Below are 23488 nucleotides of genomic sequence, written 5' to 3'. Positions count from 1 at the left end.
CCTCAGGATGAGGGCTGGTCGTCTACGCCCTTGCCGGCAAGTCAAATGCGGCATGACGCCATGACGTCTGGCTAAATTCGACGCTTGCAGCGTCTCTGCTCTCCGCGCGCCTAATCCAGCCTCATCCTGATGTGCGAAGCCCAACGGGCGCAGCCTCGAAGGATCAGAGGCTGGCCACCGTCACTCCTTACTTCGCCGAAACCGGTCCCCCGCTTCGACAAGCCCGGCAGCGCCTCGTAATCCAGCGCAATCAGCGCTTCCTTCTTCCGCCGGGACCAGCCTTTGATCTGCCGTTCGCGGGCGATGGCATCGATGATGCGGTCGTAGGTCTCGGTAAAAACCAGCTCAACAGGTAGGCGTTTGGCAGTGTAGCCGTCGTAGATTCCGGCATTGTGTTCCCAGACGTGCGCTTCGATGTTCTGCTTCGTCAGCCCCGTATAATAGGAGCCATCGCGGCATCGAAGAATATAGACGGTTACTTCCATGGCCAGCCCCCAACGATTTAGGATCACTACCATGACGGGTATTCGGGCAGCAACCCGCCCTCGTCCTTCGAGGCTCCGGCTTCGCCAGCGCGCCTCAGGATGAGGGCTCGTCGTTTGCGCTAGATTGGCCGCCGCCTTTCCTAAAGTTATCGAGAAGGGTCACTTTGCGACCCTTTTCTATTTTCAACGCAGGCTTGCTATGAACGCCTGCTCGACCCGTCGCGGTCAGACTGCGCGGCGTGCAGCACCACCGGTCGAATAGGCAGGGAAATCCGTGAAACCTACCTCATCGCGTCGGGTGTAATAGGTCGAACGGTCCGCTTCGGTCAGGGGCCAGCCGTGCTTGAGACGCTCAGCAAGGTCCGGGTTTCCGATGAATGGCCTGCCGAAGGCGATCAGGTCCGCTAACCCGGTGTCGAGGGCAGCCTGAGCGCTCTCGCGGCTGGTGAAGCCGCCGGCCCAGATGATTGCGCCAGGAAACGCCGCCCGAACCTTGGTAAGCACAGCATGGTCGACGTGGTGTTTCTTGAACTCGGCGCTCTCCATGTTCCCCGCAGGCATCAGCTCGTAGACCAGATGCACATATCCGACACCGCGGCGACCCAATTGCTCGGAAACGTATAGCAATGTTTCCTCCGTGAGCGGGTCCACCGGGATATCGTTGAACGTGCCATAAGGAGCTAGGCGGACGCCAACGCGCCCCGGACCCAATTCACGCACCGCCGCGTCGACGACTTCCATCAGGAAGCGCGTGCGATCTTCGACGCTACCGCCTCCGTAGCGATCGGTGCGCGTATTGAGGACCGAATTCATGAACTGCTCGAACAAATAGCCGTTGGCTGCATGGATTTCGACGCCATCAAAACCGGCCTTCCGCGCGTTGGCGAAGGCTTGGGCAAACGTTCCGACCAGAGCCGATACTTCATCGGTCGTGAGGGCTCTTGGCGTACCTGCGCGCATATAGCCCAGCTTGCCATCCGGGCCGTGCGCAAAGACATCCGAATTTTCGGCCCGCTGCTCGGTCACGCCCCAGGGGGCCTCACCATCCGGCATGCCCAACGGATGGGCCATTCGCCCGACATGCCATATCTGAGAGAATATCGTGCCGCCTTTGCGGTGAACTTCATCTGTCACCAGACGCCAGCCCTGCAGTTGGGCGTCCGTGTAGATACCCGGTGTCATGGCGTAACCGTTACTAGACGGGTGAACGTCGACTGCCTCGGAGACGATCAGTCCGGCAGTGGCCCGCTGCCCATAGTAAATAGCCATCAATTCATTAGGAACGTCGCCCTCGGATGTCCGCGTGCGTGTCATGGGGGCCATGACAATACGGTTCTTCAGCTGAACGGTGCTGGCGAGCCATTGAGATTCGAACAGGTCCACCATAGATACTCCTTCGGTTGTTGCTGATCGAAGGCTTACCTATTGGCAGCTATCCCAATCTACACACCCTTTGGTCAGTGGTGGCAAATGAACATCATCAAGAGACTGCCGGGCTTGCCGGTCGAGCGCGCGCTGGGTGTCATCTCAGGGCGCTGGAAGGCGGTTATCCTTTATGCGCTGCTGGATGGCCCGCAACGCACCTGCGAGCTGGAGACGCGCATTGCGGGCATCACGCAGAAGGTGCTGATCGAGCAACTGCGAGCACTTGAGGAACATGGAATGGTGAGCCGACAGCCCCGCGCGGGGGATTCTCAGGGGATCGAGTACCTGCTCACCCCGCTCGGCGAAAGCCTGCAGCCCATCCTGGATTCCCTCATCGAATGGGGAGCCCATCATGCCAGGGAGCTCGATGAGGCCCATAGGCTTCTGCCATGCGATGCTGTCGTTCGAGATCATGCGACTACTGGCTATCGCTGTCCGAGACGTTCAGGCGGTTAGGCGCTCGAAAGGGACCCGTGATCGAGACCGCTGGAGCAATAGAGCTAGCATTTACGCCAGGTTTATGACGGCCTTTACTGTCGCGTACATCCGTCAACGCGAAGAAAGAAGACCTCTCCCCCGGCGAGCAAGCGTCATCCATCGCCGGTGCCAGAGCCACGCCAGATGATTTTACGCTGGCTCCCAGATTCATTTTGCTGCGCGATCACAAACGATGTGAATTGACCGACACAAAGCGCGATGTATATCTTTTTTCAAGATAAATATTATGAATGTTTTCATCATCTTATCGTCGAGCATACGGGCTTTTGCCCTGTCGCCTGCGCTTTCTGCCGCCAGGGGAAAGCCGAGGAGAACTAAGTGAAATTGAAGCATATCCTAGTTGGCCTGTTGGGCGTTGTGATCGTCGCCTGCGCGGGTTTCTTTGCCATTGCCTGGAAATCCGCGATTGCGCCGATCACGCCGCCGGACCGCGCATCCTTCGATCAGGCGCTGGTCCACAAGGGCGCGATGCTGGCCGCGGTCGGCAACTGTACAGCCTGTCATACACAGCCGGGAGGCCACTCCTTTGCCGGCGGCTTCGCGCTGCCGACGCCCTTCGGCACCATCTATTCCAGCAATATTACGCCCGATCCGGAAACCGGCATCGGCGCCTGGTCGGAGGCAGCCTTCAACCGCGCCATGCGCGAGGGCGTCAGCCGCGATGGCAAGCATCTCTATCCTGCCTTCCCCTTCGACCACTTCACGCTGGTTTCCGATGAGGACAACAAGGCGCTTTACGCCTTCCTGATGACCCGACCGCCGGTCAAGCAGACGCCGCCGGCAAACGAGCTGCCGTTCCCGCTGAACGTCCGTCTCGTGCTCGCCGGCTGGAAGACGCTGTTCTTCAACGAGGGCGCCTATCAGGACGTCGCCTCCGAAAGCGCGGAGTGGAACCGCGGCGCCTATCTCGTCAACGGCCTCGGCCATTGCGGCGCCTGCCATACGCCGCGCAACGCGCTCGGCGCCGAAAAGGCCGGTGCGCATCTGGCCGGCGGCCAGGCCGAGGGCTGGACGGCCTTCGCGCTCGACGCCAGTTCGCCGGCCCCGGTCGCGTGGACGCAGGACAGCCTCTATGCCTATCTGCGCCAGGGCTGGCACCCGGACCACGGCGTGACCAATGGCCCGATGGGCGAGGTAACGGGCAATCTCGGCCTGCTGCCCGATTCCGATGTCCATGCGATCGCGACCTACCTCGCTTCGCTGATGGGCACGCCCTCTCCCGAGCGGGTGCAGAAGGGTGAGGAGATCCGCAAACAGGTCAGCGACAGCCTCGCGCTTGTCAGCGCGCCCTCGCCGGCAGCCGATACGCCGACCGGCCGCGGCCAGGCGATCTATGAGGCGGCCTGTGCCACCTGTCATGACGGGAGCCGCCCCCTTCCCTTCGGCGGAATCAACTTTCATCTGAGCACCACGATCAATGCGCCGGATGCGCAGAATGCGATCAATACCGTGCTCTTCGGCCTGCCGGCAGCAAGCGGTCGACAGAGCGCGATCATGCCCGGCTTTGCCGCAACGATGAACGACCAGCAACTGGCCGATCTGCTTGCCTATCTGCGCGACAATTTCGCCGGCAAGCCGGCCTGGGCGGATGTGGCAAGCCGCGCAGCCGATACCAGAAATGGAAAGTTCCAGGTCAGCGTCCGGCCGTCCGACGGCATCGAGCGCGGCCCCGATAATATAGGAGCGCAAGACCAATGATGAAGCTCAACGTTAATGGCGCGGCCCACGAGGTCGAGGCCGATCCCTCCACACCGCTCCTTTACGTGCTGCGCAACGATCTCAAGCTGAATGCAGCCAAGTTCGGCTGCGGCATGGGCCAGTGCGGCGCCTGCACGGTGATGGTCGACGGCGAGGCGATCTTCTCCTGCCTCACCCCGATCATGTTGCTCGAGGGCCGGCAGATCAAGACGGTCGAGGGCCTCGGCACAATCGACAATCCCGGCCCGATGCAGCAGGCCTTCATCGAGGAACAGTCGGCGCAATGCGGCTATTGCATCGCCGGCATGATGATGCGGGCGCAGGCGCTGCTGGAGTCCACCCCTGACGCCACCGATGCCGATATCCGCACGGCGCTCGAGCCCAATCTCTGTCGCTGCGGCACGCATATGCGCATCCTGAAATCCGTCCAGCATGCGCGCGAGCTGATGAAGTCGGCCTCGGCCGCCCCTGCCTCCGCCGGTTGAGGAGAAAGAAGATGAACGCCCCCACTTTCCTTGACGTCACCCGCCGCGGTTTCCTTGCCGGTTCCGGCGCCCTCGTCGTCTCCTTTGCAATTCCGACAGAAACCTTCGCCCAGGAAGGCGAAGTCGCCAATGTCCCGAAGCCGGTTGCCCCGAAGCTGCAGGGCAGCCTCGCCGACACGCCGTCACTGGATGCCTGGATCCGCATCGATGCCGACAACTCGATTACGGTCTATACCGGCAAGGCCGAGCTCGGCCAGGGCACCAAGACCTCGCTGCGCCAGATCGCGGCCGAAGAGCTTGAAGTGGCTCCGGCCCAGATCAACCTGATAACCGCCGATACGGCGATCACCCCCAATGAAGGCTACACGGCCGGCAGCCAGACGATCCAGAACAGCGGCACGGCCATCCGCTATGCGGCCGCGCAGGTCCGCCAGATCCTGATCGCCCAGGCGAGCGGCAAGCTCGGCGTCCCGGCCGAAGAGCTCAAGGCCGACGGCGGCAAGGTGATCGCTCCCAACGGCGCCTCCGTCGCCTACGGCGATCTCGTCTCCGAGCAGATGCTGCATATCGATGCCGACCCGACCACCAAGATCAAGTCTCCGGACAGCTATCGTGCCATCGGCAAGCCCTTCGCCCGCGTCGACATTCCCGGCAAGGTGACCGGCGGCGAAGCCTATGTGCAGGACATGCGGCCCGAAGGCATGGTCCATGCCCGCGTGGTGCGCCCGCCGAGCTATTCGGCCAAGCTCGTCGATCTGGACGAATCCAAGATCAAGACGATGCCCGGCGTGATCGCCATCGTGCGCGACGGCGATTTCCTCGCCGTCGTGGCCGAGCAGGAATTCCAGGCGGTCAAGGCAATGCGCGCCATGACTGCCATCGCAAAATGGCAGGAACAAGCCGCACTTCCGGACCAGGACCAGCTTCCGGCATTCCTCGAAGCCAACGTCACCGAAGTCGGCGTCGTCACGTCGGTCGGCGCGGAAACGGCCGAAGGCGTCAAGACGCTGTCTGCGCAGTTCACGCGCGCCTACCAGATGCACGCCTCAATCGGTCCGTCCGCCGCCGTCGCCGTGTTCAAGGACGAGGCACTGACGGTCTGGACACATACGCAGGGCGTCTACCCGGACCGCAAGGCGATTGCCGAAATGCTCGGCATGCCGCCGGAAAAGGTGCGCTGCATCCACACCGAAGGATCAGGCTGCTACGGCCATAACGGTGCCGACGACGCGGCAGCCGATGCGGCGCTCATCGCCACCGCGCTTCCCGGCCGTCCGGTGCGCGTGCAGTGGATGCGCGATCAGGAGCATCTGTGGGAGCCCTATGGTCCCGGCATGCTGACCCGCGCCAATGCGACGCTTGATGACAAGGGAAACATCGTCAACTGGCATTACGATCTGTGGAGCAACAACCACGGAACGCGTCCGGGTTCCGCCGGCTCGATGCTCGCCGGCCGCCTGATGGCCAAGCACTTTCCGCCGGATCCGGCCAAGCTGCAGATTTCGCCGCTCGGCAACGGAGACCGCAACGCCATCCCGCTTTACGACGTCCCGAACCAGCGCGTGAACTGGCATTTCGTTCCAGACATGCCGGTCCGCGTTTCCGCGCTTCGCGGCCTCGGCGCCTACTGCAACGTCTTCTCGATCGAGAGCTTCATGGACGAGTTGGCGGAAGCCGCCGGCGCCGACCGCGTCGAATTCCGCCTCCGGCACATGAAGGATCCGCGGGCCCGGAAGGTCATGGAAGTAACGGCTGAGAAGTTCGGCTGGAACAATGATCCGTTGCCGGCGGGCAAGGGCCGCGGCTTTGCCTTTGCCAAGTACAAGAACCATGCCGCCTATCTCGCCATTGCGCTGGAAGCGGACGTGGATGCCGAGACCGGCAATATCCGCATCTCGCATGTGGTCTCGGCGGTCGATTGCGGCGAGGCGGTTGCCCCGAACGCCATCATCAACCAGACGGAAGGCGGCATCCTGCAATCGATGAGCTGGACGCTGTACGAGGCGGTGCATTTCAACAACACCCGCATCACCAGCCCCGACTGGTCGGCCTATCCGATCCTGCGCTTCAGCGCGGTTCCGGACAGCATCGAGGTACATATCGTCGACAATCCCGGCCAGCCCTATCTTGGCGTTGCGGAAGCAGCCCAGGGACCGACGGGGGGAGCCATTGCCAACGCCCTCAAGCACGCGACCGGCAAGCGCATCTACGACCTGCCCTATACGCGGGAAAGGGTAAAGGCAACGCTCGGCGCCTAAGCCGGCTATGCCTGTGAGTGCCTAGAGCCCGGCCAGAGTGCCGGGCTTTTTATGTGCGTCGCTCGAGCTTTACGGCGGCGTTTACTGTGGCGTACGTCCGCCACGTGAAAAAAGAAGACATCTCTCCCGCCTCAGCACTCCCGAAGGTTTCGCGTCAAGGTTTGAAGCTCCTTGAAACCCTCGTAGCGCTTGGCATGAAGATCCGCGATCAGGCCCCGCGACGGCTGGTATGCCTGCTCAGCGGCCGACAATTTCGTCATGGCGTCGCGTACATCCGAAGACACTCCGCCGGCGACCGCTGCCAGGATGGCGGCACCCAGCAACACGGGTTCCTCAGCCTTCGTTGCGACGACCGGCTTGCCGCTCGCGTCGGCAAGCAGCTGGCGAACGAAATCGTGCTGGCCAGCGCCGCCGCTGATGACGATATTCTCGATGGTCACGCCGGCATCAGCTTGCGTATCGATGATCTGCCTGAGGCCGTAGCCGATGCCGCAGAGCCCTGCGATATAGAGGAGAACCAGGCTGTCGATATCCCTCTCCATCCCGAGACCGGCGATGATCGCGCGGGCGTGCGGATCGGCAAATGGTGCACGATTGCCGAGGAACTCGGGAACAACATGCAGGCCGGTCACGAGCTTGACTGCTTCCGAAGGACGGCCTGCCTTTTGCGCAGCCATGTCTGCCAGCATAACCGGCAGCGGAACGCCGGCACGCTTCGAAAGCTCCCTCGCCTCTCCGGCCGCCGGATGGAAGGACAGAAGATGGTCTATCGCAGCGCCGGCAGCGCTCTGGCCGCCCTCGTTCAGCCACATTCCCGGCACCATTGCCGAATAGTAAGGCCCCCAGACACCGGGTACGAAGGCCGGTTCCGCCGTCGACGTCATCGTGCAGGACGAGGTGCCGAAGACATAGGCCAGATTGGCTTGCGGGCCGGTGCCGATGCCCACGGTTCCGATCCCGCCCGCATGAGCATCGATAAGTCCGGCTGCAACCGCCGTTCCTGGGTGGAGACCAAGCTCGCTGGCAGCGGCTTCGGTCAGCCCCTGGCCGAGTGCCGAGCCGGGCTCGACGATGGCTTGCCCGATGCGGACGAACCCTTCGTCTGCCAGCTTGCCGAGGCCGATCTGGTGAAAGTAATCGGCATCCCATCGCTTCTCATGAGCGAGATAGGTCCACTTGCAGGTGACCGTGCAGGTCGAGCGCGACAGGTCGCCGGTCGCCCGCCAGGTCAGGAAGTCCGCAAGGTCGAGGAATTGCCATGCCGCATCGAACACCTGCGGACGATTCTCCTTGAGCCAGAGAAGCTTGGGCGTTTCCATCTCGGGCGAAATGCGACCGCCGACATAGCGCAGCACGTCGTGGCCAAGCGCATTGATGCGCTCCGCCTGAGGGACGGCGCGGTGGTCCATCCAGACGATGATGTTTCGTTCCGGATTTTCCGAAGGACCGACCGGAAGCGGTTTGCCGCCCTCCCCGAGCACGACGAGCGAACATGTGGCGTCGAAGCCGAGACCCGCGACGGAAGCGGGATCGACCCCGGCCGCGGCGACGGCTTCACGCACGGCCCCGCACACGGCTTCCCAGATCTCGGTGCTCGATTGCTCGACCATGGCGCCTGGTTCATGGAACAGTGTGATATCCCGCTTGGCGGACGCAAGCATCCGCCCGGTCAGGTCGAACACGCCCGCGCGGGCGCTGCCGGTGCCGACATCGACGCCGATGACATGCTTGGCACCCGCTGGTGGCGTGTGGGATGTGTCGCTCATGGTCTCTCGCTTTAAATCGGCAAGGTTCGGGTTCTACTGCGTTCCGGCAACCGGAACTATCAACACTCAGAGGTCGACGCTGTTCGGCAGGATCACCAGGTCGCGGATCGTCACGTTGCGCGGTCTCGACAGCATGAAAAGAACAGCCTCGGCCACTTCCTTCGGCTGCATCAAGCTGCCGTTGGCAAGCGCCTCGTCCAGCTTCGCCTTCGGCCAGTCGTCAAGCAAGGCGGTCACGACCGGTCCCGGCAGCACGGCGCCGACGCGCACGCCATGTGGCGCGACCTGACGGCGTGTGGAATGGACGAAGGCCTGCACGGCGAATTTCGAAGCCGTATAGATCGGCTCCCATACGACTGGCACGACGCCCGCAACCGAGCTGGTGAAAAGGATATCCCCCGACTTCTGCGCGATCATGTGCGGCAGCACCGCATGGACCGAGCGAAACGCCGCATTGATGTTGAGGTTGAGCATGCGGTCCCAGGCGTCCGGGTCACCTTCCGCGACTGGCCCGCCGATATAGGCGCCGGCATTGGCGTGGAAGATGTCGAGCCGGCCGGCCGCCTCGAGAATGCGAGGCAGGATGCCGGAAACCTGCTTTCCATCGAGAAGGTCGACCACCAGTGGCAGAGCGCCCGCGCCCATCTCGTTGCAAAGAGCCTCGAGCTTCTCCTTGGCGCGATCAACGAGCACGACGGTCGCACCTTCGGCATGAAGTGTGCGCGCGCACTCCAGTCCGATGCCCGATGCAGCACCCGTGATGGCGGCAACCTTGCCTTTCATGAGGTCGGTCATGACGAATACTCCTTGGAAATGCGGTCAGGCGCGTCCATGGCTGACACGTGAGCGACGGGCGAGCGAATCGACAATGACGGCGATCGCCAGAACCGCGCCGGTGATCATGTAGCGCAGGGAGGAGCTGAGATTGAGAAGAGTGAGCCCATTGGAAATCGCCTGGATGACGATGATACCCAACAGGGCGGAATAGGCGCTGCCACGGCCCCCGAAGAGGCTGGTGCCCCCGATGACCGCCGCAGCGATGGCGTTGAGGTTCACGTCGCCCGTGCCCGCCTGCTGGCTGGAGGAGGCAAGTCGCGAAGCAGAGAGGATGCCGCCGATGGTGGCAAGCGTCGAGCAGAGCACGAAGGCGCTGAGATAGATGCGGCGCACGTTGATGCCTGCTCGGCGCGCCGCCTCGCGATTGCCGCCGACCGCGAACATCGAGCGTCCCCATTTCGTGCGGGTCAGCATATAGTTCAGGATCACGGCGAGCGCGACGAAGAGGCCGAACATCCACGGCACGCCGCGGCCGAGATTGAGATAATAGGCTGCGAACTCCAGTGCCACAGTCAGGACGATGGCCTTGATCGCGAGTGCGCCGAGCGGCTGCGAAGAAAGATTGACGGATTGACGCTGCCGCCGGTTTCTCATTCCGTTCACGACGATCGCGATGCCCGGCAGGAGCGCCAGCAGATAGGAAAGCCAATCCGGCATGACGAGGATCTGGCCGAAGCGGACGAGCGATGATGCGTAGGGCAGATTGATGCTGCCCGTGGGTCCAAGGATGTAGAGCTGCATGCCGAGGAGCGCGAGCAGGCCCGCCAGCGTCGAAACGAAGCTCGGCATGCCGAGCCGGTTATAGAGAACCGCGTAAAGGCAGCCGACGACGAGGCCCGCGACGATCGCGACCAATATCGCTGCGACCGCCGGCCAACCGGCATTCACCCAAAGCACGCCGAGGATTGCCGAGGAGAGGCCGCTCATCGACCCGACCGAAAGATCGATTTCGCCGAGCATCAACACGCAGACGATGCCAAGCGAAATCACCCCGACGGTGGCGCAGTCGAACAAGAGGTTGACGAGGTTGTTGGGCGCGAGAAACACGGGGTTGAGAATCGAGAAGACCGTCGAGATGACGATGAGGCCGACGGCAACCGGCAGCATGCCGAGATCGCCCGACCGCACGCGGTCGAAGAAAGCCTTTGCCATTCCCAGAATATTGTCGTCGTGCCTGACGCGTTCGTCGCTGCGGTCGAGAGCCGCGGCCGGCCTAGTGAGGGTATCTGGCGCCTTCTGGGTCATGCTGGTCTCCCGCTGGTCTCATGTACCGTGCCGGCCTTGCGCTCGGCCCGCCGGGAAACGGCGTTTTCGGTTGCACCGGTGATTGCGGCGACAAGGTCGTGATTGGATGCGTCTGGGGTAAAGACGCCGTTGTTGCGGCCCAGCCTGAGCACGACGATGCGGTCTGCCACCGCGCGCACGTCTTCCATGTTATGGCTGATGATGATGACCCCCAGGCCCCGCTCGCGGACGCGCTCGATGAGGTTGAGGACTTCGGCAGTCTGGGCGACGCCGAGGGCTGCGGTCGGCTCGTCAAGCATGATGATCTTCGGGTCGAGCAGCAGCGAGCGGGCGATGGCAACCGTCTGGCGCTGTCCTCCCGAAAGAGACGCGATGGGCTGACGAACGGACGGAATGCGCGCAGCAAGCTCTCTGAGGAGCGTCCAGGCGCGAACTTCCATGGCCACCTCATCGAGACCCCACGGAGAAAGCTCGTGGCCAAGGAAGAGATTGGCGACGACATCGAGGTTTTCGCAGAGCGCAAGGTCCTGGAACACGGTCGCGATGCCGAGTTCCAAAGCCTTGCTCGGACTATCCAGCGTGACGCTGCTGCCGCAGAACTCGATCGTTCCGGAGGACGCCTGATGAACGCCTGCAAGTATTTTGATCAACGTCGATTTGCCGGCGCCGTTATCGCCGACCAGCGCCACGACCTCTCCGGCCTTCACCTCCAGTTCGATGTCGGCCAGCGCCGAAACCGCTCCGAAATGTTTGGAAACATTGCTGAGCCGGAGGATCGTCTGTCCTCTCTCCGGCATACCCTTGACGTCCGTAATCATGGCTGTAGCCCTTCTTGCCGCTCGCGCATCCGGCCGCGACAAACACGGCCGGAGCACACTAGGCGAGTTTAGTTGGTGATGCCGAGCTTCTTGCAGCCTTCGGCGTATTCGCCAGTGCAAATCTGCTCGGGCGTCTGGATCTTCTTGTCGAAGATTTCGGCCTTGATGTTCTCAGCCGTAACGACGGCGGGGATGAACAGTTCCGACGGCGTGTTATAGAGCGTGGTCTTGGCCTTAGGCTGTTCGCCCTTGATCATCTGCACCGCCACGTTCGCAGCGGCAGCGGCGACGATCTCGGAGGGCTTCGAAATCGTGTTGTACTGGTCGCCGGAGATGACGAGCTGAAGCGCTGCGATCGTTGCATCGTTGCCCGTTACCGGCGGAACCGGATTCACACCGGCTGCCTTGAATGCGGCAATCGCGCCGCCGGCCGTACCGTCGTTGGCGGCGACCACACCCTTGATATCCTTGCCAAAGCGGGTGATCTGCCCAGCGGCCCACTCCTGCGCCTTCGGCGGCGCCCATTCCGGCGTGTCGTATTCCGCGAGCGTCTTGTAGGCGGATTCCTTGAGGCCACGATGGATGCCGTCGCGGATCAGGCCCGCGGCCGCGTCGGTCGGCGAACCGTTGATTTCAAGGATGCCCGCGCCGTCCGGAGCGCCGGCAGCCTTGAGGTGCTCGACCAGAGATTTCGCGATCGCATAGCCGATACCTTCGTTATCGAAGGAAACGTAATAGTCTGCCGGCTTGTCCGGGATCGGACGGTCATAGGCAATGACCTTGACGTCCTGCGACTGCGCGATTTCGACCAGACCGGCCGCAGCGGCGGAATCCACCGGATCGAGAACGATCACCTTGGCACCCTGGGCGATCACCGAATTGAATTGCTGCTGCTGCAGCGAGGCGTCGGCATTGGCATTCTGGTAGACCACCGTGCACTTCGGGCAAAGCTTTTCCATCTCAGCCTTGAAGCCGGGGAAGTCGTGCTGCTCATAGCGTGTGGATGCCTGGTCCGGCATCAGGAAAGCGACCGTAGCGGCCTCTTGAGCCGAGGCTACGCCGGCAAACCCCATGACGATGGTCGCCGAAGCCATAAGTAAATTACGATAATTCATTTTCTCCTCCTTGGTGTGATCGAAATAGGCATTGCCATTGCCGGAAGTCACCACTGTCAGCTCCGTTCGTCGCCCTTTCGCCGCCGAAAAAGCGACGATCAAGGCGCCTCCTGCAAAAAGACATCCTCTCCACGTCCTTTTTGGAACTGCCTCCCTGCGTCGGCGCAAAGCCAACTTGCTTCATCGATAAAGCACGCTTGCTCAATCGATGAAGCAAGAATTGCCACTTCTCTCGATTGGTGTCAAGTTACCGCCGAAACGGAGAAGGACAATTTGACTCAAGTAAGGCAGACGAAGAGAACGACAATCTACGATCTGGCAGAGCTTGCCGGCACGTCCGCCAGCGCCGTCAGCGCCGTGCTCAACGGCAATTGGAAGAAGCGCAGGATCAGCAGTCAGCTTGCCGAAAAGATCATGCGGATCGCGGAGGAACAGGGTTACGCTCTGAACATGCAGGCGAGCCTGCTCAGGCGCGAGAAGTCCCACATCATCGGGATGATCGTTCCGAAATACGACAACCGCTACTTCGGTTCTATCGTCGAACTCTTCGAAGACATGGCACGTGCGCGCGGCCTTTTTCCGATCATCACCTGCACGCGCCGCGATCCCGAACTCGAGGTCGAGGCGGCGCGCACTCTGCTTTCCTATCAGGTCGAATGTCTTATCGCGACGGGCGCGACGGATCCGGATCGAATAACCGAGATGTGCGCGGCGGCAGGCGTCCGCAGCCTGAATCTCGACCTCCCCGGCGCGCTTGCCCCGTCGGTCATATCGGATAATTTCGCGGGATCCCGGGAACTGACTCGGCGCATTCTGCTCAATTGCGAACGCAGGCTGGGAAGGAAGGAGTCACTCCTGTTCATTGGCGGGCGAGGCAGCGACCATAACACGTCCGAGCGCATACGAGGGTTCCGCGAAGCCCATACGGAACTGGGTGTCGCCGTTCAGGAGGAGAATATTCTTACCTGCGGCTATGCACCGGAAAAAGCCGAAAAGGCGCTCGACGATCTCGCTCTTCGCGGCAATGCGCCGGCTAAAGGCATGTTCGTCAATTCGACGATCTCGCTGGAAGGAGTCATGCGGTGGATTCGCCGCTCCGGCCACCTCGACGACCGCAACCTCGTCCTCGGCTGCTTCGACTGGGACCCCTTCGTGACTTTGCTCGGAAACGGGATCGAGATGGTGCGGCAGGACGTACCGGGAATGTTGAAAAAGGTCTTTGAGATCATCGAATCCGGATCGAACAAACCCGTGGTTATCCAGGTCCCTCCTCTCATTCCAGACGCGCAGAACATATAGATAGAGCAGCCGATTTTACGCCAGTAGCCGCCCGCCCCCGCAAGCGCGACAATGTTCCTCGTAGCTGCTGCCGCATCGTGCGCGTCGTAAAACGATCAGCAGGCGCTGCGCGAGCCACACCAACCTCCTTGAAGCCGGGTTCGACTAACGCGTGCGCTGTGCGGCGCTGCGGTCGCCCGTATAACATATATTCGCTTACGCTAATATTCAGATGGGTTTAAAGTTGATCTTCCAGGCGGCTCGCCCGAGGCCGGCCGCGAGGATGTCTATGAGGGGAGGAAACCATGACGTGGGTCGATCACAACATATGGCATATTTGGGGTAGGTCAGTGCTCGGCGCGGCTGTGCTTGGCATGGGCGTGCTACTGACGGCAGCGGTCGCCGCCGCCGGCTCCGTGGACAAAACCCCATTCGGAAAGACGCAGGACGGCAAAGCCGTCGATCTCTACACGCTCACCAACGATAAGGGCGCGTCTGTCAAATTCATCGCCTATGGCGGCATCATCACGGCGATCAACGTACCCGACCGCTGGGGCAACCTCGGCAACATCGTGCTCGGCTTCAAGGAACTCGCCGACTACGAGTCCAAGAATCCTTATTTCGGCGCCTTGATCGGACGCTACGGCAATCGCATCGGCAGCGCGAAGTTCTCGCTGGACGGCACGCAGTACCAGCTCGCCGCAAATAACGGACCGAACAGCCTGCATGGCGGCAAGAAAGGCTTCGACAAGGTTGTCTGGGCCGTCGAGCCACTGACCGGCGGGAGCGGCGCTGCGGCGCGGCTCAGCTACACGAGCAAGGATGGCGAGGAAGGCTATCCCGGTGCGCTTACGGTCGGGGTCACCTATACTCTCACCGACGACAACGAGCTGCGCATCGATTACGAGGCGACGACTGACAAACCAACCGTGGTTAATCTCACGAGTCACTCCTACTTCAACCTCGCCGGCGACGGCGTGGGCGGGATCGGCGATCATATCCTCACGATCAACGCCGATCGCTACACGCCGGTCGATGCGACCCTGATCCCGACCGGACAGCTCGCCTCGGTAAGCGGTACGCCGTTCGACTTCCGTCAGGGGATGCCGATCGGCGCACGCATCCGCGCGAACGACGAACAAATGATCTTTGGCCGCGGATACGATCACAACTTCGTCCTGAACCGGTCGGGAAGTGGCCTCTCATTCGCGGCGCGCGCCTACGATCCGCGCTCCGGCCGGATCATGGAGATATCGACCACGGAGCCCGGCATCCAGTTCTACAGCGGCAACTTCCTCGACTCGACGCTCGTGGGCGCGGCCGGTCAGCAATACCGCCAGACTGACGGCTTCTGCCTCGAGACGCAGCACTTCCCGGATTCACCCAACAAGCCGTCCTTTCCGACGACGGTGCTGAAGCCGGGCGAAACACTAAAGTCGACGACGATACACAAGTTCTCGACGGATGCGTCCTAGAGCTAGAGGCGCGTGCATCCCTGGCTGCGGAGTCCAGCCATGCCATATGTTGGTATGCGCCGAGCAACGTGACGCCTAGCGGATGACAATTTCTGCTGCGAGGCCTCCGCCGGCACGGTTGTAAAGCCTCATCTGGCCGCCGATCGTGGCGGTCAGCTGCTGTGCGATGGCAAGGCCGAGACCGGAGGCTTCGAAAAGATCATCGAGACGCCGTGACCTGGCCGCAAGCATTTGCAGCCGGCCACGCATCGCGGGCAGCTTGAGCATCAGCCGCCACAGCCTGCACTCCGCGTGGTCGCGGCAATACCGGCATGTCGCGGGTGAAGATCGGCCCCTGCAAAGCGCAAGATCAGTCAAAACAACAGCAGGAACGGCAGAGAGGGCTTCTCGCCGAGCCCCTAAAAATGGTCACGCAAACTGACGCCCCCCAATATACGGAGCATTCCCATGGGCCGCATCCGCACATTCGCAAGCGCATTGATAGGAGCAACTCTCATGACCCAAACGATCGCAATAGCTGCCGACGCCAACACCGATCCACGAATCGATCCCGAGATCCGGTCGTTCCTGGCTGAGATCAACAAGGACAGCAGCGCATTCTGGGAGCTGCCCCAACCGAAGCCGCAAGATATCCTCACGGGCCTGCAGTCCAAGACGCCCGTCGACATGAGCGGAGTTACGACGACTGAAAAGGTCATCTCCCAGGACGGGCGGCAAGTGAAACTCTACATCATGAAGCCCGAACACTTGAGCGGAAAGCCAGGTGTCCTCTTCTTCATACACGGCGGGGTTTGGATCGTTGGGAATTTCGAGAACCATCAGCGTTTGCTCCGCGATCTCGTCGTCGGCTCGGGACAAGTTGGTGTTTTCGTCGAATACACGCCCTTGCCGGCGGCGAAATTCCCGACTCAGCTTGAGGAATCCTATGCGGCGCTGAAATGGGTCGCCGAGCACGCCGATGAACTGGGTGCTGACGGCAGTCGCATCGCCGTTGCCGGCAACTCCGTCGGCGGGAATATGACCGCCGCGCTGTCTCTCATGAGCAAGGATCGTAAAGGGCCCAAGATCGCGTATCAGGTCCTTCTCATTCCGGCTACCGACGCCAGCGTGGACACTCAGTCGTATCACGAGTACGGAACAGGCAGGTTCCTGGCCCAGGCATTTATGAAGTACGGATGGGATCTCTACGCGCCGGATGAGAAGACTCGAAACAATCCCTACGTTTCGCCTCTACGCGCAAGCAACGAAGAGCTAAAGGGCCTGCCTCCCGCGCTCGTCATCACGGCGGAGAACGATCCGTTGCGTGATGAAGGCGAAGCCTACGCCCGAAGACTAAAGGATGCGGGAGTCAAGGTCGATGCGGTTCGCTATAACGGCACGATCCATGATTTCGTGCTTCTGAACGCGCTTCGCAACGTTCCTTCCACGGACGCGGCGATCAAGCAGATCAATGATGGTCTGCGTCAGCACCTCGAGCCGATCAACAACTAGGTGGTCCGATCTGACCCGGCGGCGCATCGCACCGTCGGGTCAGATCGGTAAACAATAGCGCTGGCGCACGGATACAACGAATAACAGCACCGAGATTTGGCTCTTTATCAAAGAATTAGACCAAATTCTCCTATCCTGAGGTGCAGGTTGTGGCTGGTCATGGCCGACTGTAGACCGTCTAGGTCATTACCGTCGGACAGGCTGTTGCCTCATACTTGTTGGTGCGCTGACATGTTGGATGAACTGCATTCACAGGGTTACAGAAAATACCCTGCCTCCCGTCTGCTCAGGTCTTCGGGCGATTTGGGATGGTCGACGCTCTTTGCAGAACTTCGATCTCATTCCAGCTGTGAAGGACCGGGTGCTGAAGGAGAGGATCTGGAAATAGCAGTCATAGTCAGTGGCTCGGATGAAGGAGCGGTGACCTGCAAAATCGGAGGAGAGCGGCGATGCGTTCGGCCCACGGACGGTACGATTTGGCTTAATCCCATGGCCGCCAAAGCCGACGCAATCCACATCGCATCGGAAGAACTACAAGTTGCTCACCTTTATCTTCCATCCTCCGCTTTCGCCCGCTTGGCGACAGACTTCAGCGTGCCTCGGGTCCCCGGACAGGCGATCCGCTATAGTTCCGGCGTGCAGGACGGCATTATCAGCCAGATCGCTTTGTCTATACTGCGTGAAATGGCCGATCCGACGATGTCCGGACGTATGCTGGTCGAGACTGCATCGCTCTTTCTGGCGGCCCGACTCCTTCATGACCATTCAGAGAGTCCGGTACGTCGTTTAGAACGCCAGCCGACACTTGGACTGGATAACGTCAGATTGCGGCGTGTTCTTGCCTACATTGAAGAGCATCTCACCGAGGAAATCACAGTGAGCGATCTGGCGAGCATAGCGTGTCTGAGCGTCTTCCATTTTACGCGGGCATTTGCGGCCAGCGTCGGGACGCCACCGCATAGCTATGTAAGTGGACGCCGGCTGGAGCGCGCAAAGAAACTCCTCACGATCGGCCAGATGTCACTCAGCGAGATTGCCTTTGATTGTCAATATTCGTCGCAATCGAGTTTTACGCGCGCATTTCGACGCGCGACCGGCTTGACGCCGGCGAAGTTCAAGCAGGCGGTCCGCTAGTACAAAGTCCGGCCAGAGGGAAGCAACCTCCGAAGGCGCTTGAGCGCCAGCTAACGGATGACAATTTCTGCTGCGAGGCCGCCGCCGGCACGGTTGTAAAGCCTCATCTGGCCGCCGATCGCGGCGGTCAGCTGTTGCGCGATGGCGAGACCGAGACCGGTTCCGCCCGTCTCCCGATTGCGGGATTGCTCAAGCCGGAAGAAAGGCTGCATGGCAGCTTCGAGCTGATCTTCCGGAATGCCCGGGCCGCGATCCATGATCGTAATGGCGATGTCGCCGCCTTCTCTTCGCTCGACGCTGATCTCCGCTGAACTGCCAAACTTCAGCGCATTGTCGATGAAGTTCGAGAGAATGCGGCGAAGCGCATGCGGCTTGGTGGCTACCGTTCCACTCACCATACTACTCACCGAGACCGGCTTTCCCGTATCCTGGTAGTCATAGCAAAGGCTCTCGATGAAGGATGCGAGATCAATGCGCGAGAGCTTCTCTCCATTTCCATGCGCGCTTCGCGCATAGGCGATCCCGTCCTGAACGAGGCGCTCGATCTCGGAGAGGTCGTGCAGGAGCTTCACCCTCTCCGGAGAATCGTCAGCCATGTCGGCACGCAAGCGCATGCGGGTAATCGGCGTCTGGAGATCGTGGGAAATGGCCGCCAAAATCTGCACGCGCTCTTCCAGGTAGTGCGCGATTCGATCCCGCATGGCGTTGAAGGCCCTTGCCGCGTGGGCAACCTCGCTCGGCCCCTTGTCACTCAAGGCCGGGCTCTTCTTGTTCGGATCCAGCGCATCGGCGGCGGCAGCCAGATCGGCGAGAGGGCGGATCGCCAGCCGTACCGCGAACCATGTGCAGAAAATGATAAGCGCCATCTGGATGGCAAACACATAGGGCAGCCATCTGGCGATGGGCATGATACCTCTCGGGGTAATGTCAATCGTCAGGGGGCTTCCATCAGTCAGGGTCAGATGCGCCTGCAGCCTGCTCACATCGCCGGGGATAGCCTCGATGCGCAATGGGAAACGAGGGCCAACTGCCTCCTCGATCTTCGCCGCAATCTCCCTGCCTCGGGCGGACATGTCCGGGACACCAGGGAGGCCTGGCCCGAGAACAAGGCGGTAGTTGCCGCGACTGAGCCGGTCGAGCCAATCGGCCCGCTCATTGGCGGGCAGCCGGTCGAGGATGGCGATCGACGTTGCGAGATCGCTTTCCAGCGTGCCAAGCATCACCGCCTTCGCAGACATATAGCGTTCAGTATAAAGCACGCTGAAGGACAGCCCATAGGCAATTGCCAGCCCGGCCAGCAGGATGAGGAAGAGCCGAGACCGCAAGGTGCTCGGCCACAGCCGTCTAGGATCGAAGGGTTTCGCCGTGTTCATTGGCGAAGCTCCACGATTTCGACGGGAACTGAAAAGACATAGCCTTCGCTGCGAACCGTCTTGATATAGGTGGGTTCGCGCGCATCGTCCCCCAACCGCTGACGCACGCGGCTTACAAGCAGATCGATCGACCGGTCGAAGAGATCGGCGTCGCGGCCCTGCGTCAGATTCAGGAGCTGGTCGCGGTTGAGCACGCGCTGCGGGTGATCGATGAAGACGCGCAGCAGGCGGTATTCGGCGCCGCTCAGGGCAACCGCGGTCCCGTCCTTGTCGAGCAAGTGACGGGCGACGGTGTCGAGCCGCCAGTCCCCGAAGCTCAGCAATTGTCCGGCCTCGCTGATCTGAAGGTTGGGCGGCAGCATCCGCGTACGCCGCAGCACCGCTTTGATTCGGGCGAGAAGCTCGCGCGCTGCAAAGGGTTTCGGAAGGTAGTCGTCCGCACCCATTTCCAGTCCGAGGATACGGTCCATCTCATCGCTGCGGGCCGTCAGCATCAGGATTGGCGTCGCCTTGTGCCTGCCGGCGCGAAGTTCGCGGCAAAGGACCAGTCCGTCATCACCGGGCATCATCACGTCCAGCACGATCAGATCGACGGCATTCGCCTCCAGGAAGCTGCGCATCTGCCGCCCATCGGCGGCGACCGTCGTCCGCAGGCCGTTCTTCGTTAGATAGCTCGACACCAGTTCGCGGATTTCGCGATCATCGTCGACGATCAGGACGTGATCGATATGGTCCATATTGAAACCCCCTTCCCCACCGGCATGGGCGGGCCACGCCGCCCACTCGCTTTAGACTTCACACATTCGACTCAAGGCGCATACTGCTGCAATGGGGAGCAACAAGCCTCGCAGGACGACTATCGTCTAGCTAAAAATGATCGACATCTATAACCGCCTGCGCGAACGCCTGGGGGGCCTCCTGAGGAAGGTTATGGCCGATCCCGCCGGTAATGGTGCGATGCTCGTATTTGCCGGAGAATTTACCGGCATAGGACGCGGGCTCGGGATGCGGCGCTCCGTTGGCATCGGCCTCCATCGTGATCGTCGGCACCGAGATCTTCGGCCCGGTGGTGAGCGTCTTTTCGTAAGCATCGAATTTAGCCTCGCCTTCGGCAAGCCCCAGCCGCCAGCGATAATTATGGATGACGATGTCGACATGATCGGGATTGTCGAAGGATTCCGCGGATCTGTCGAATGTCGCGTCGTCGAAGTTCCACTTCGGCGAGGCCGTCTGCCAGATGAGCCTTGCAAAATCCCGCCGATTGCTTTCGTAGCCGAGACGTCCGCGTTCAGTGGCAAAATAGAACTGATACCACCAGGCAAGCTCCGCCTTCGGGGGAAGCGGCTTCTTGTTGGCTTCCTGGCTGCCGATCAGATAGCCGCTGACCGAGACCATTGCCTTGCAGCGCTCGGGCCACAGCGCCGCCATGATGTTGGCGGTCCGCGCTCCCCAGTCGTAGCCGGCAACGATGGCCTTCTCGATTTTGAGTGCATCCATGAGCGCGATCATGTCGGCAGCCAAGGCCGACTGCTGGCCATTCCGAGGAGTTTCGGTCGAAAGGAACCGGGTCGTGCCGTAGCCGCGTAGATGAGGCACGATCACGCGATAGCCGGCCGAGGCGAGGAGCGGCGCCACATCGAGGAAAGCGTGTATGTCATAGGGCCAGCCATGCAGCAGCAGGACGACAGGGCCGTTTGCCGGGCCTGCCTCGGCATATCCGACATCAAGAACGCCGGCGTGCACCTGCTTCAATGCTTCGAAGGATGTGTTGCTCCCGGCTTTGATAGCCGGCAACTGTGCCGTGGAAGGCTGTTCAGATTGAGCGCTGGCAGTTCTGGTCATGCCGAGTTCGATTGCCGCAACGGCCACGGCAGCCACACCGAAGAAACGGCGGCGGTGCTGGTTGATTTCCTCTGACATTGGTCTCTCCTGTCGCATTGTTCACAAGCGGCAGATAACCGGCCGCGTGTATCCGCGATGTGTCACTAGCCGACCGCATTTAAGTAAGGATGTAGCTTCCGGCGGCCCGGACACATTCTGATACAATTGCGCCGCCAGAGCGTAGATCGCCTCGAGCCGAATGGCATTTCTGCCGTGGCGCTTTGTATCACTCTGTAGCAACAGCGGCCGATTTGAACGTTTCGGTACATTCCCCCACAGAACCGGACACATCCGGGATACGTCACACCGGCCAGATGCACGGGCTTGCCGATCCAGGCACATTGCCGCCGATCACCCGGGTTCAAAGGAAACGATGATGACGCTTCTTATCTTAGCCTATCTCGGAGGTGCGCTGACCATTCTCAGCCCGTGCATTCTCCCCGTCCTCCCCTTCGTCTTCGCGCGCGCCGGACAGCCGTTCGCCAGGAGCACGCTGCCCATGCTTGCGGGCATGGCCGTCACCTTTGCGCTCGTCGCCACACTTGCCGCAGTCGGCGGTGGATGGGCCATTCGCGCCAATGAATATGGCCGCTTGGCCGCGCTCCTCCTCCTTGCCCTCTTGGGAGTAAGCCTCCTTTCACCGAGGATCGCAAGTAAGCTTGCACAGCCGATCGTCGGTCTCGGAAACCATCTTTTGAATGCGCCGGGCGAACGAGGCGCCGCACCCACCGTCAAGAGTTCGCTTGCTCTCGGGATTGCGACAGGCCTGCTCTGGGCGCCCTGTGCCGGCCCGATTCTCGGCCTCGTGCTGACAGGTGCCGCATTGCAAGGGGCCAACCTGCAAACGACATTCCTCCTTCTCGCCTATTCGGCGGGCGCAGCAACGTCGCTTGCCGTCGCATTGCTTGTCGGAGGAAAGATCTTTGACCGCATGAATCGGTCGCTCGGCGTCAGCGAGCGAATTCGCCAATTGCTTGGCGCCGCTGTTCTGGCCGGCGTTGCCGCCATCGCACTGGGGGTCGATACCGGCCTGCTCGCGAGGCTTTCCTATGCAAGCACCGCATCCTTCGAACAGGCCTTGCTGGAGAGGTTCCATGCAGAGCCCGCCGGCGGCGTGCCGTCCGAGGTCGCCAGCAACGGCACGATCATCCCGGCGGCCGATGCGAAGCGGCCGTTCCGCAGCGATCTTCCCGTGGAAGGCCGTGCGCCTTCGCTGGATGGCGCGGTGGAATGGCTGAACTCGCCGCCGCTTACTACCGAACAGCTCCGCGGGAAAGTGGTGCTCATCGACTTCTGGACCTATTCCTGCATCAACTGCATCCGCACCACGCCTTACGTCCGCGCCTGGGCGGAAAAATACAAGGACCAGGGGCTCGTCGTGATCGGCGTGCACGCCCCCGAATTCGCCTTCGAGAAGAAGATCTCCAACGTCAAAAAGGCTGTCGGTGACTTCAAGATCGGCTATCCGGTCGCGATCGACAACGATTACAAAATCTGGCGCGCCTTCGATAACAGCTACTGGCCGGCCCACTACCTGATCGATGCCAAGGGCCAGATCCGCTACCACCATTTCGGTGAGGGCAGCTATGGGCAGACCGAGCAAGCGATTCAGGACCTGCTGCGGGAAGCCGGCAGCGAGACGGCAGCGGGGGCGCCGGTGACGCCCGATGCGAAGGGCGCCGAGGCAAGTCCGGACCTGAAGAACATCCGCTCCGGCGAAACCTATCTCGGTTACCAACAGGCGACGAATTTCGTCTCCCCTGAAAGGCTGCAGGCCGACGCCGCGAGCAACTATTCGATCGCCGAACCGAGCCTCAACGAATGGGGTTTGTCCGGCACCTGGATCGTCGGCCCGGAACAAGCGACGCTCGCTCGGGCGGGCGGTGGTATCACCTACCGGTTCAGCGCCCGCGACCTTCATCTCGTTCTCGGCCCCGGCGCAGACGGCAAGCCGATCCGCTTCCAGGTGACGGTCGACGGCAAGGCTCCGGGAGATGACCACGGGGCCGATGTCGACAAGGATGGCAAGGGGACAGTGAAGGAGACACGCCTCTATCAGCTTGTGCGGCAGGCCGGCAAAGTCGCGGAGCGCACCTTCGAGATACGGTTCCAGGATCCAGGTGTCGAAGCCTTTGCCTTCACCTTCGGATAAGGTCCGAAAATCATGGGGGATGGCAGCATTCCCCATGAGCTCACTGGCGTGAAGTTGAAACCTCCTGTTTCGGC

Annotated in this window: 20 protein-coding genes; 9 read left to right on the top strand and 11 right to left on the bottom strand. The window is 61.3% G+C overall.

The window, feature by feature from the left end:
• Positions 1–110 precede the first annotated feature (110 nt).
• On the bottom strand, positions 111–485 hold the full coding sequence (locus HGP14_RS08570) for a GIY-YIG nuclease family protein (protein ID WP_246704381.1): 375 nt from the start codon (positions 483–485) through the stop codon (positions 111–113).
• 225 nt (positions 486–710) lie between these two features.
• Positions 711–1871: an alkene reductase gene (locus HGP14_RS08565; RefSeq protein WP_168829397.1), complete on the bottom strand. Its 1161-nt coding sequence runs from the start codon at positions 1869–1871 to the stop codon at positions 711–713.
• Positions 1872–1955: 84 nt separating this feature from the next.
• Here HGP14_RS08565 and HGP14_RS08560 point away from each other — a divergent pair, with 84 nt between their 5' ends.
• The 4 genes from HGP14_RS08560 to HGP14_RS08545 all read left to right on the top strand — a co-directional run bounded on the left by HGP14_RS08560 (position 1956) and on the right by HGP14_RS08545 (position 6849).
• Positions 1956–2366, top strand: coding sequence for a winged helix-turn-helix transcriptional regulator (locus tag HGP14_RS08560; RefSeq protein WP_168829396.1), 411 nt, complete (start codon positions 1956–1958; stop codon positions 2364–2366).
• Positions 2367–2726: 360 nt separating this feature from the next.
• Positions 2727–4106: a cytochrome c gene (locus HGP14_RS08555; protein ID WP_312862105.1), complete on the top strand. Its 1380-nt coding sequence runs from the start codon at positions 2727–2729 to the stop codon at positions 4104–4106.
• Positions 4103–4591: a (2Fe-2S)-binding protein gene (locus HGP14_RS08550; protein ID WP_168829395.1), complete on the top strand. Its 489-nt coding sequence runs from the start codon at positions 4103–4105 to the stop codon at positions 4589–4591. The genes HGP14_RS08555 and HGP14_RS08550 overlap by 4 nt, the downstream gene beginning before the upstream one ends.
• Before the next feature lie 11 nt (positions 4592–4602).
• Positions 4603–6849, top strand: a complete 2247-nt coding sequence (locus tag HGP14_RS08545; RefSeq protein WP_168829394.1) for a xanthine dehydrogenase family protein molybdopterin-binding subunit — start codon at positions 4603–4605, stop codon at positions 6847–6849.
• Between the two features lie 131 nt (positions 6850–6980).
• Here HGP14_RS08545 and HGP14_RS08540 read toward each other — a convergent pair whose 3' ends face one another.
• From HGP14_RS08540 to HGP14_RS08520, 5 genes are all read right to left on the bottom strand, one after another.
• Entirely contained in the window at positions 6981–8615 is a 1635-nt protein-coding gene (locus HGP14_RS08540) for an FGGY-family carbohydrate kinase (RefSeq protein ID WP_168829393.1), read from the bottom strand.
• A gap of 66 nt (positions 8616–8681) precedes the next feature.
• Complete coding sequence (locus HGP14_RS08535) at positions 8682–9410, bottom strand: SDR family oxidoreductase (RefSeq protein WP_168829392.1); 729 nt, start codon at positions 9408–9410, stop codon at positions 8682–8684.
• Between the two features lie 24 nt (positions 9411–9434).
• Positions 9435–10697 (bottom strand): sugar ABC transporter permease, encoded by a 1263-nt coding sequence (locus tag HGP14_RS08530; RefSeq protein ID WP_168829391.1) that lies wholly within the window; start codon positions 10695–10697, stop codon positions 9435–9437.
• Entirely contained in the window at positions 10694–11515 is an 822-nt protein-coding gene (locus tag HGP14_RS08525) for an ATP-binding cassette domain-containing protein (RefSeq protein WP_205927065.1), read from the bottom strand. The genes HGP14_RS08530 and HGP14_RS08525 overlap by 4 nt, the downstream gene beginning before the upstream one ends.
• A 68-nt stretch (positions 11516–11583) precedes the next feature.
• Positions 11584–12609 carry a sugar ABC transporter substrate-binding protein gene (locus HGP14_RS08520; RefSeq protein ID WP_246704402.1) on the bottom strand — a complete coding sequence of 342 codons (1026 nt, stop codon included), beginning with the start codon at positions 12607–12609 and terminating at the stop codon, positions 11584–11586.
• A 294-nt stretch (positions 12610–12903) separates the two neighbouring features.
• Here HGP14_RS08520 and HGP14_RS08515 point away from each other — a divergent pair, with 294 nt between their 5' ends.
• Together HGP14_RS08515 and HGP14_RS08510 are read left to right on the top strand one after the other, a co-directional pair.
• Positions 12904–13929, top strand: a complete 1026-nt coding sequence (locus HGP14_RS08515; protein ID WP_168829390.1) for a substrate-binding domain-containing protein — start codon at positions 12904–12906, stop codon at positions 13927–13929.
• A gap of 284 nt (positions 13930–14213) precedes the next feature.
• Positions 14214–15383 carry an aldose epimerase family protein gene (locus HGP14_RS08510; RefSeq protein WP_168829389.1) on the top strand — a complete coding sequence of 390 codons (1170 nt, stop codon included), beginning with the start codon at positions 14214–14216 and terminating at the stop codon, positions 15381–15383.
• Between the two features lie 75 nt (positions 15384–15458).
• Here HGP14_RS08510 and HGP14_RS08505 read toward each other — a convergent pair whose 3' ends face one another.
• Positions 15459–15650, bottom strand: a complete 192-nt coding sequence (locus HGP14_RS08505; protein WP_168828765.1) for a hypothetical protein — start codon at positions 15648–15650, stop codon at positions 15459–15461.
• 228 nt (positions 15651–15878) lie between these two features.
• Between HGP14_RS08505 and HGP14_RS08500 the strand changes: the two genes are divergently transcribed.
• Positions 15879–16874 (top strand): alpha/beta hydrolase, encoded by a 996-nt coding sequence (locus HGP14_RS08500; RefSeq protein ID WP_246704380.1) that lies wholly within the window; start codon positions 15879–15881, stop codon positions 16872–16874.
• A gap of 231 nt (positions 16875–17105) precedes the next feature.
• Entirely contained in the window at positions 17106–18008 is a 903-nt protein-coding gene (locus HGP14_RS08495; RefSeq protein WP_168829387.1) for a helix-turn-helix domain-containing protein, read from the top strand.
• 50 nt (positions 18009–18058) lie between these two features.
• Here HGP14_RS08495 and HGP14_RS08490 read toward each other — a convergent pair whose 3' ends face one another.
• The 3 genes from HGP14_RS08490 to HGP14_RS08480 form a co-directional block, all read right to left on the bottom strand.
• On the bottom strand, positions 18059–19381 hold the full coding sequence (locus HGP14_RS08490) for a HAMP domain-containing sensor histidine kinase (protein WP_168829386.1): 1323 nt from the start codon (positions 19379–19381) through the stop codon (positions 18059–18061).
• Positions 19378–20118, bottom strand: coding sequence for a response regulator (locus HGP14_RS08485; protein WP_168829385.1), 741 nt, complete (start codon positions 20116–20118; stop codon positions 19378–19380). The genes HGP14_RS08490 and HGP14_RS08485 overlap by 4 nt, the downstream gene beginning before the upstream one ends.
• Before the next feature lie 130 nt (positions 20119–20248).
• A complete protein-coding gene (locus HGP14_RS08480; protein WP_168829384.1) occupies positions 20249–21301 on the bottom strand; it encodes an alpha/beta fold hydrolase in 1053 nt (350 codons plus the stop codon).
• Positions 21302–21638: 337 nt separating this feature from the next.
• Here HGP14_RS08480 and HGP14_RS08475 point away from each other — a divergent pair, with 337 nt between their 5' ends.
• Positions 21639–23414, top strand: coding sequence for a cytochrome c biogenesis protein DipZ (locus HGP14_RS08475; RefSeq protein ID WP_168829383.1), 1776 nt, complete (start codon positions 21639–21641; stop codon positions 23412–23414).
• The last annotated feature ends 74 nt before the right edge of the window (positions 23415–23488 follow it).

It is taken from the genome of Rhizobium sp. P32RR-XVIII (genome assembly GCF_012641395.1).
Lineage (GTDB): Bacteria > Pseudomonadota > Alphaproteobacteria > Rhizobiales > Rhizobiaceae > Rhizobium.
Note: the sequence above shows the minus strand (reverse complement) of the source record. Positions and strands in the feature narration are given on the sequence as shown.

Excerpts from the sequence above, each read along its gene's own strand:
- HGP14_RS08570 (WP_246704381.1), bottom strand. The coding sequence starts at position 485 with ATGGAAGTAACCGTCTATATTCTTCGATGCCGCGATGGCTCCTATTAT.
- HGP14_RS08565 (WP_168829397.1), bottom strand. The coding sequence starts at position 1,871 with ATGGTGGACCTGTTCGAATCTCAATGGCTCGCCAGCACCGTTCAGCTG.
- HGP14_RS08560 (WP_168829396.1), top strand. The coding sequence starts at position 1,956 with ATGAACATCATCAAGAGACTGCCGGGCTTGCCGGTCGAGCGCGCGCTG.
- HGP14_RS08550 (WP_168829395.1), top strand. The coding sequence starts at position 4,103 with ATGATGAAGCTCAACGTTAATGGCGCGGCCCACGAGGTCGAGGCCGAT.
- HGP14_RS08545 (WP_168829394.1), top strand. The coding sequence starts at position 4,603 with ATGAACGCCCCCACTTTCCTTGACGTCACCCGCCGCGGTTTCCTTGCC.
- HGP14_RS08540 (WP_168829393.1), bottom strand. The coding sequence starts at position 8,615 with ATGAGCGACACATCCCACACGCCACCAGCGGGTGCCAAGCATGTCATC.
- HGP14_RS08535 (WP_168829392.1), bottom strand. The coding sequence starts at position 9,410 with ATGACCGACCTCATGAAAGGCAAGGTTGCCGCCATCACGGGTGCTGCA.
- HGP14_RS08530 (WP_168829391.1), bottom strand. The coding sequence starts at position 10,697 with ATGACCCAGAAGGCGCCAGATACCCTCACTAGGCCGGCCGCGGCTCTC.
- HGP14_RS08525 (WP_205927065.1), bottom strand. The coding sequence starts at position 11,515 with ATGATTACGGACGTCAAGGGTATGCCGGAGAGAGGACAGACGATCCTC.
- HGP14_RS08520 (WP_246704402.1), bottom strand. The coding sequence starts at position 12,609 with ATGGCTTCGGCGACCATCGTCATGGGGTTTGCCGGCGTAGCCTCGGCT.
- HGP14_RS08510 (WP_168829389.1), top strand. The coding sequence starts at position 14,214 with ATGACGTGGGTCGATCACAACATATGGCATATTTGGGGTAGGTCAGTG.
- HGP14_RS08505 (WP_168828765.1), bottom strand. The coding sequence starts at position 15,650 with ATGCTCAAGCTGCCCGCGATGCGTGGCCGGCTGCAAATGCTTGCGGCC.
- HGP14_RS08500 (WP_246704380.1), top strand. The coding sequence starts at position 15,879 with ATGACCCAAACGATCGCAATAGCTGCCGACGCCAACACCGATCCACGA.
- HGP14_RS08495 (WP_168829387.1), top strand. The coding sequence starts at position 17,106 with ATGTTGGATGAACTGCATTCACAGGGTTACAGAAAATACCCTGCCTCC.
- HGP14_RS08490 (WP_168829386.1), bottom strand. The coding sequence starts at position 19,381 with ATGAACACGGCGAAACCCTTCGATCCTAGACGGCTGTGGCCGAGCACC.
- HGP14_RS08485 (WP_168829385.1), bottom strand. The coding sequence starts at position 20,118 with ATGGACCATATCGATCACGTCCTGATCGTCGACGATGATCGCGAAATC.
- HGP14_RS08480 (WP_168829384.1), bottom strand. The coding sequence starts at position 21,301 with ATGTCAGAGGAAATCAACCAGCACCGCCGCCGTTTCTTCGGTGTGGCT.
- HGP14_RS08475 (WP_168829383.1), top strand. The coding sequence starts at position 21,639 with ATGACGCTTCTTATCTTAGCCTATCTCGGAGGTGCGCTGACCATTCTC.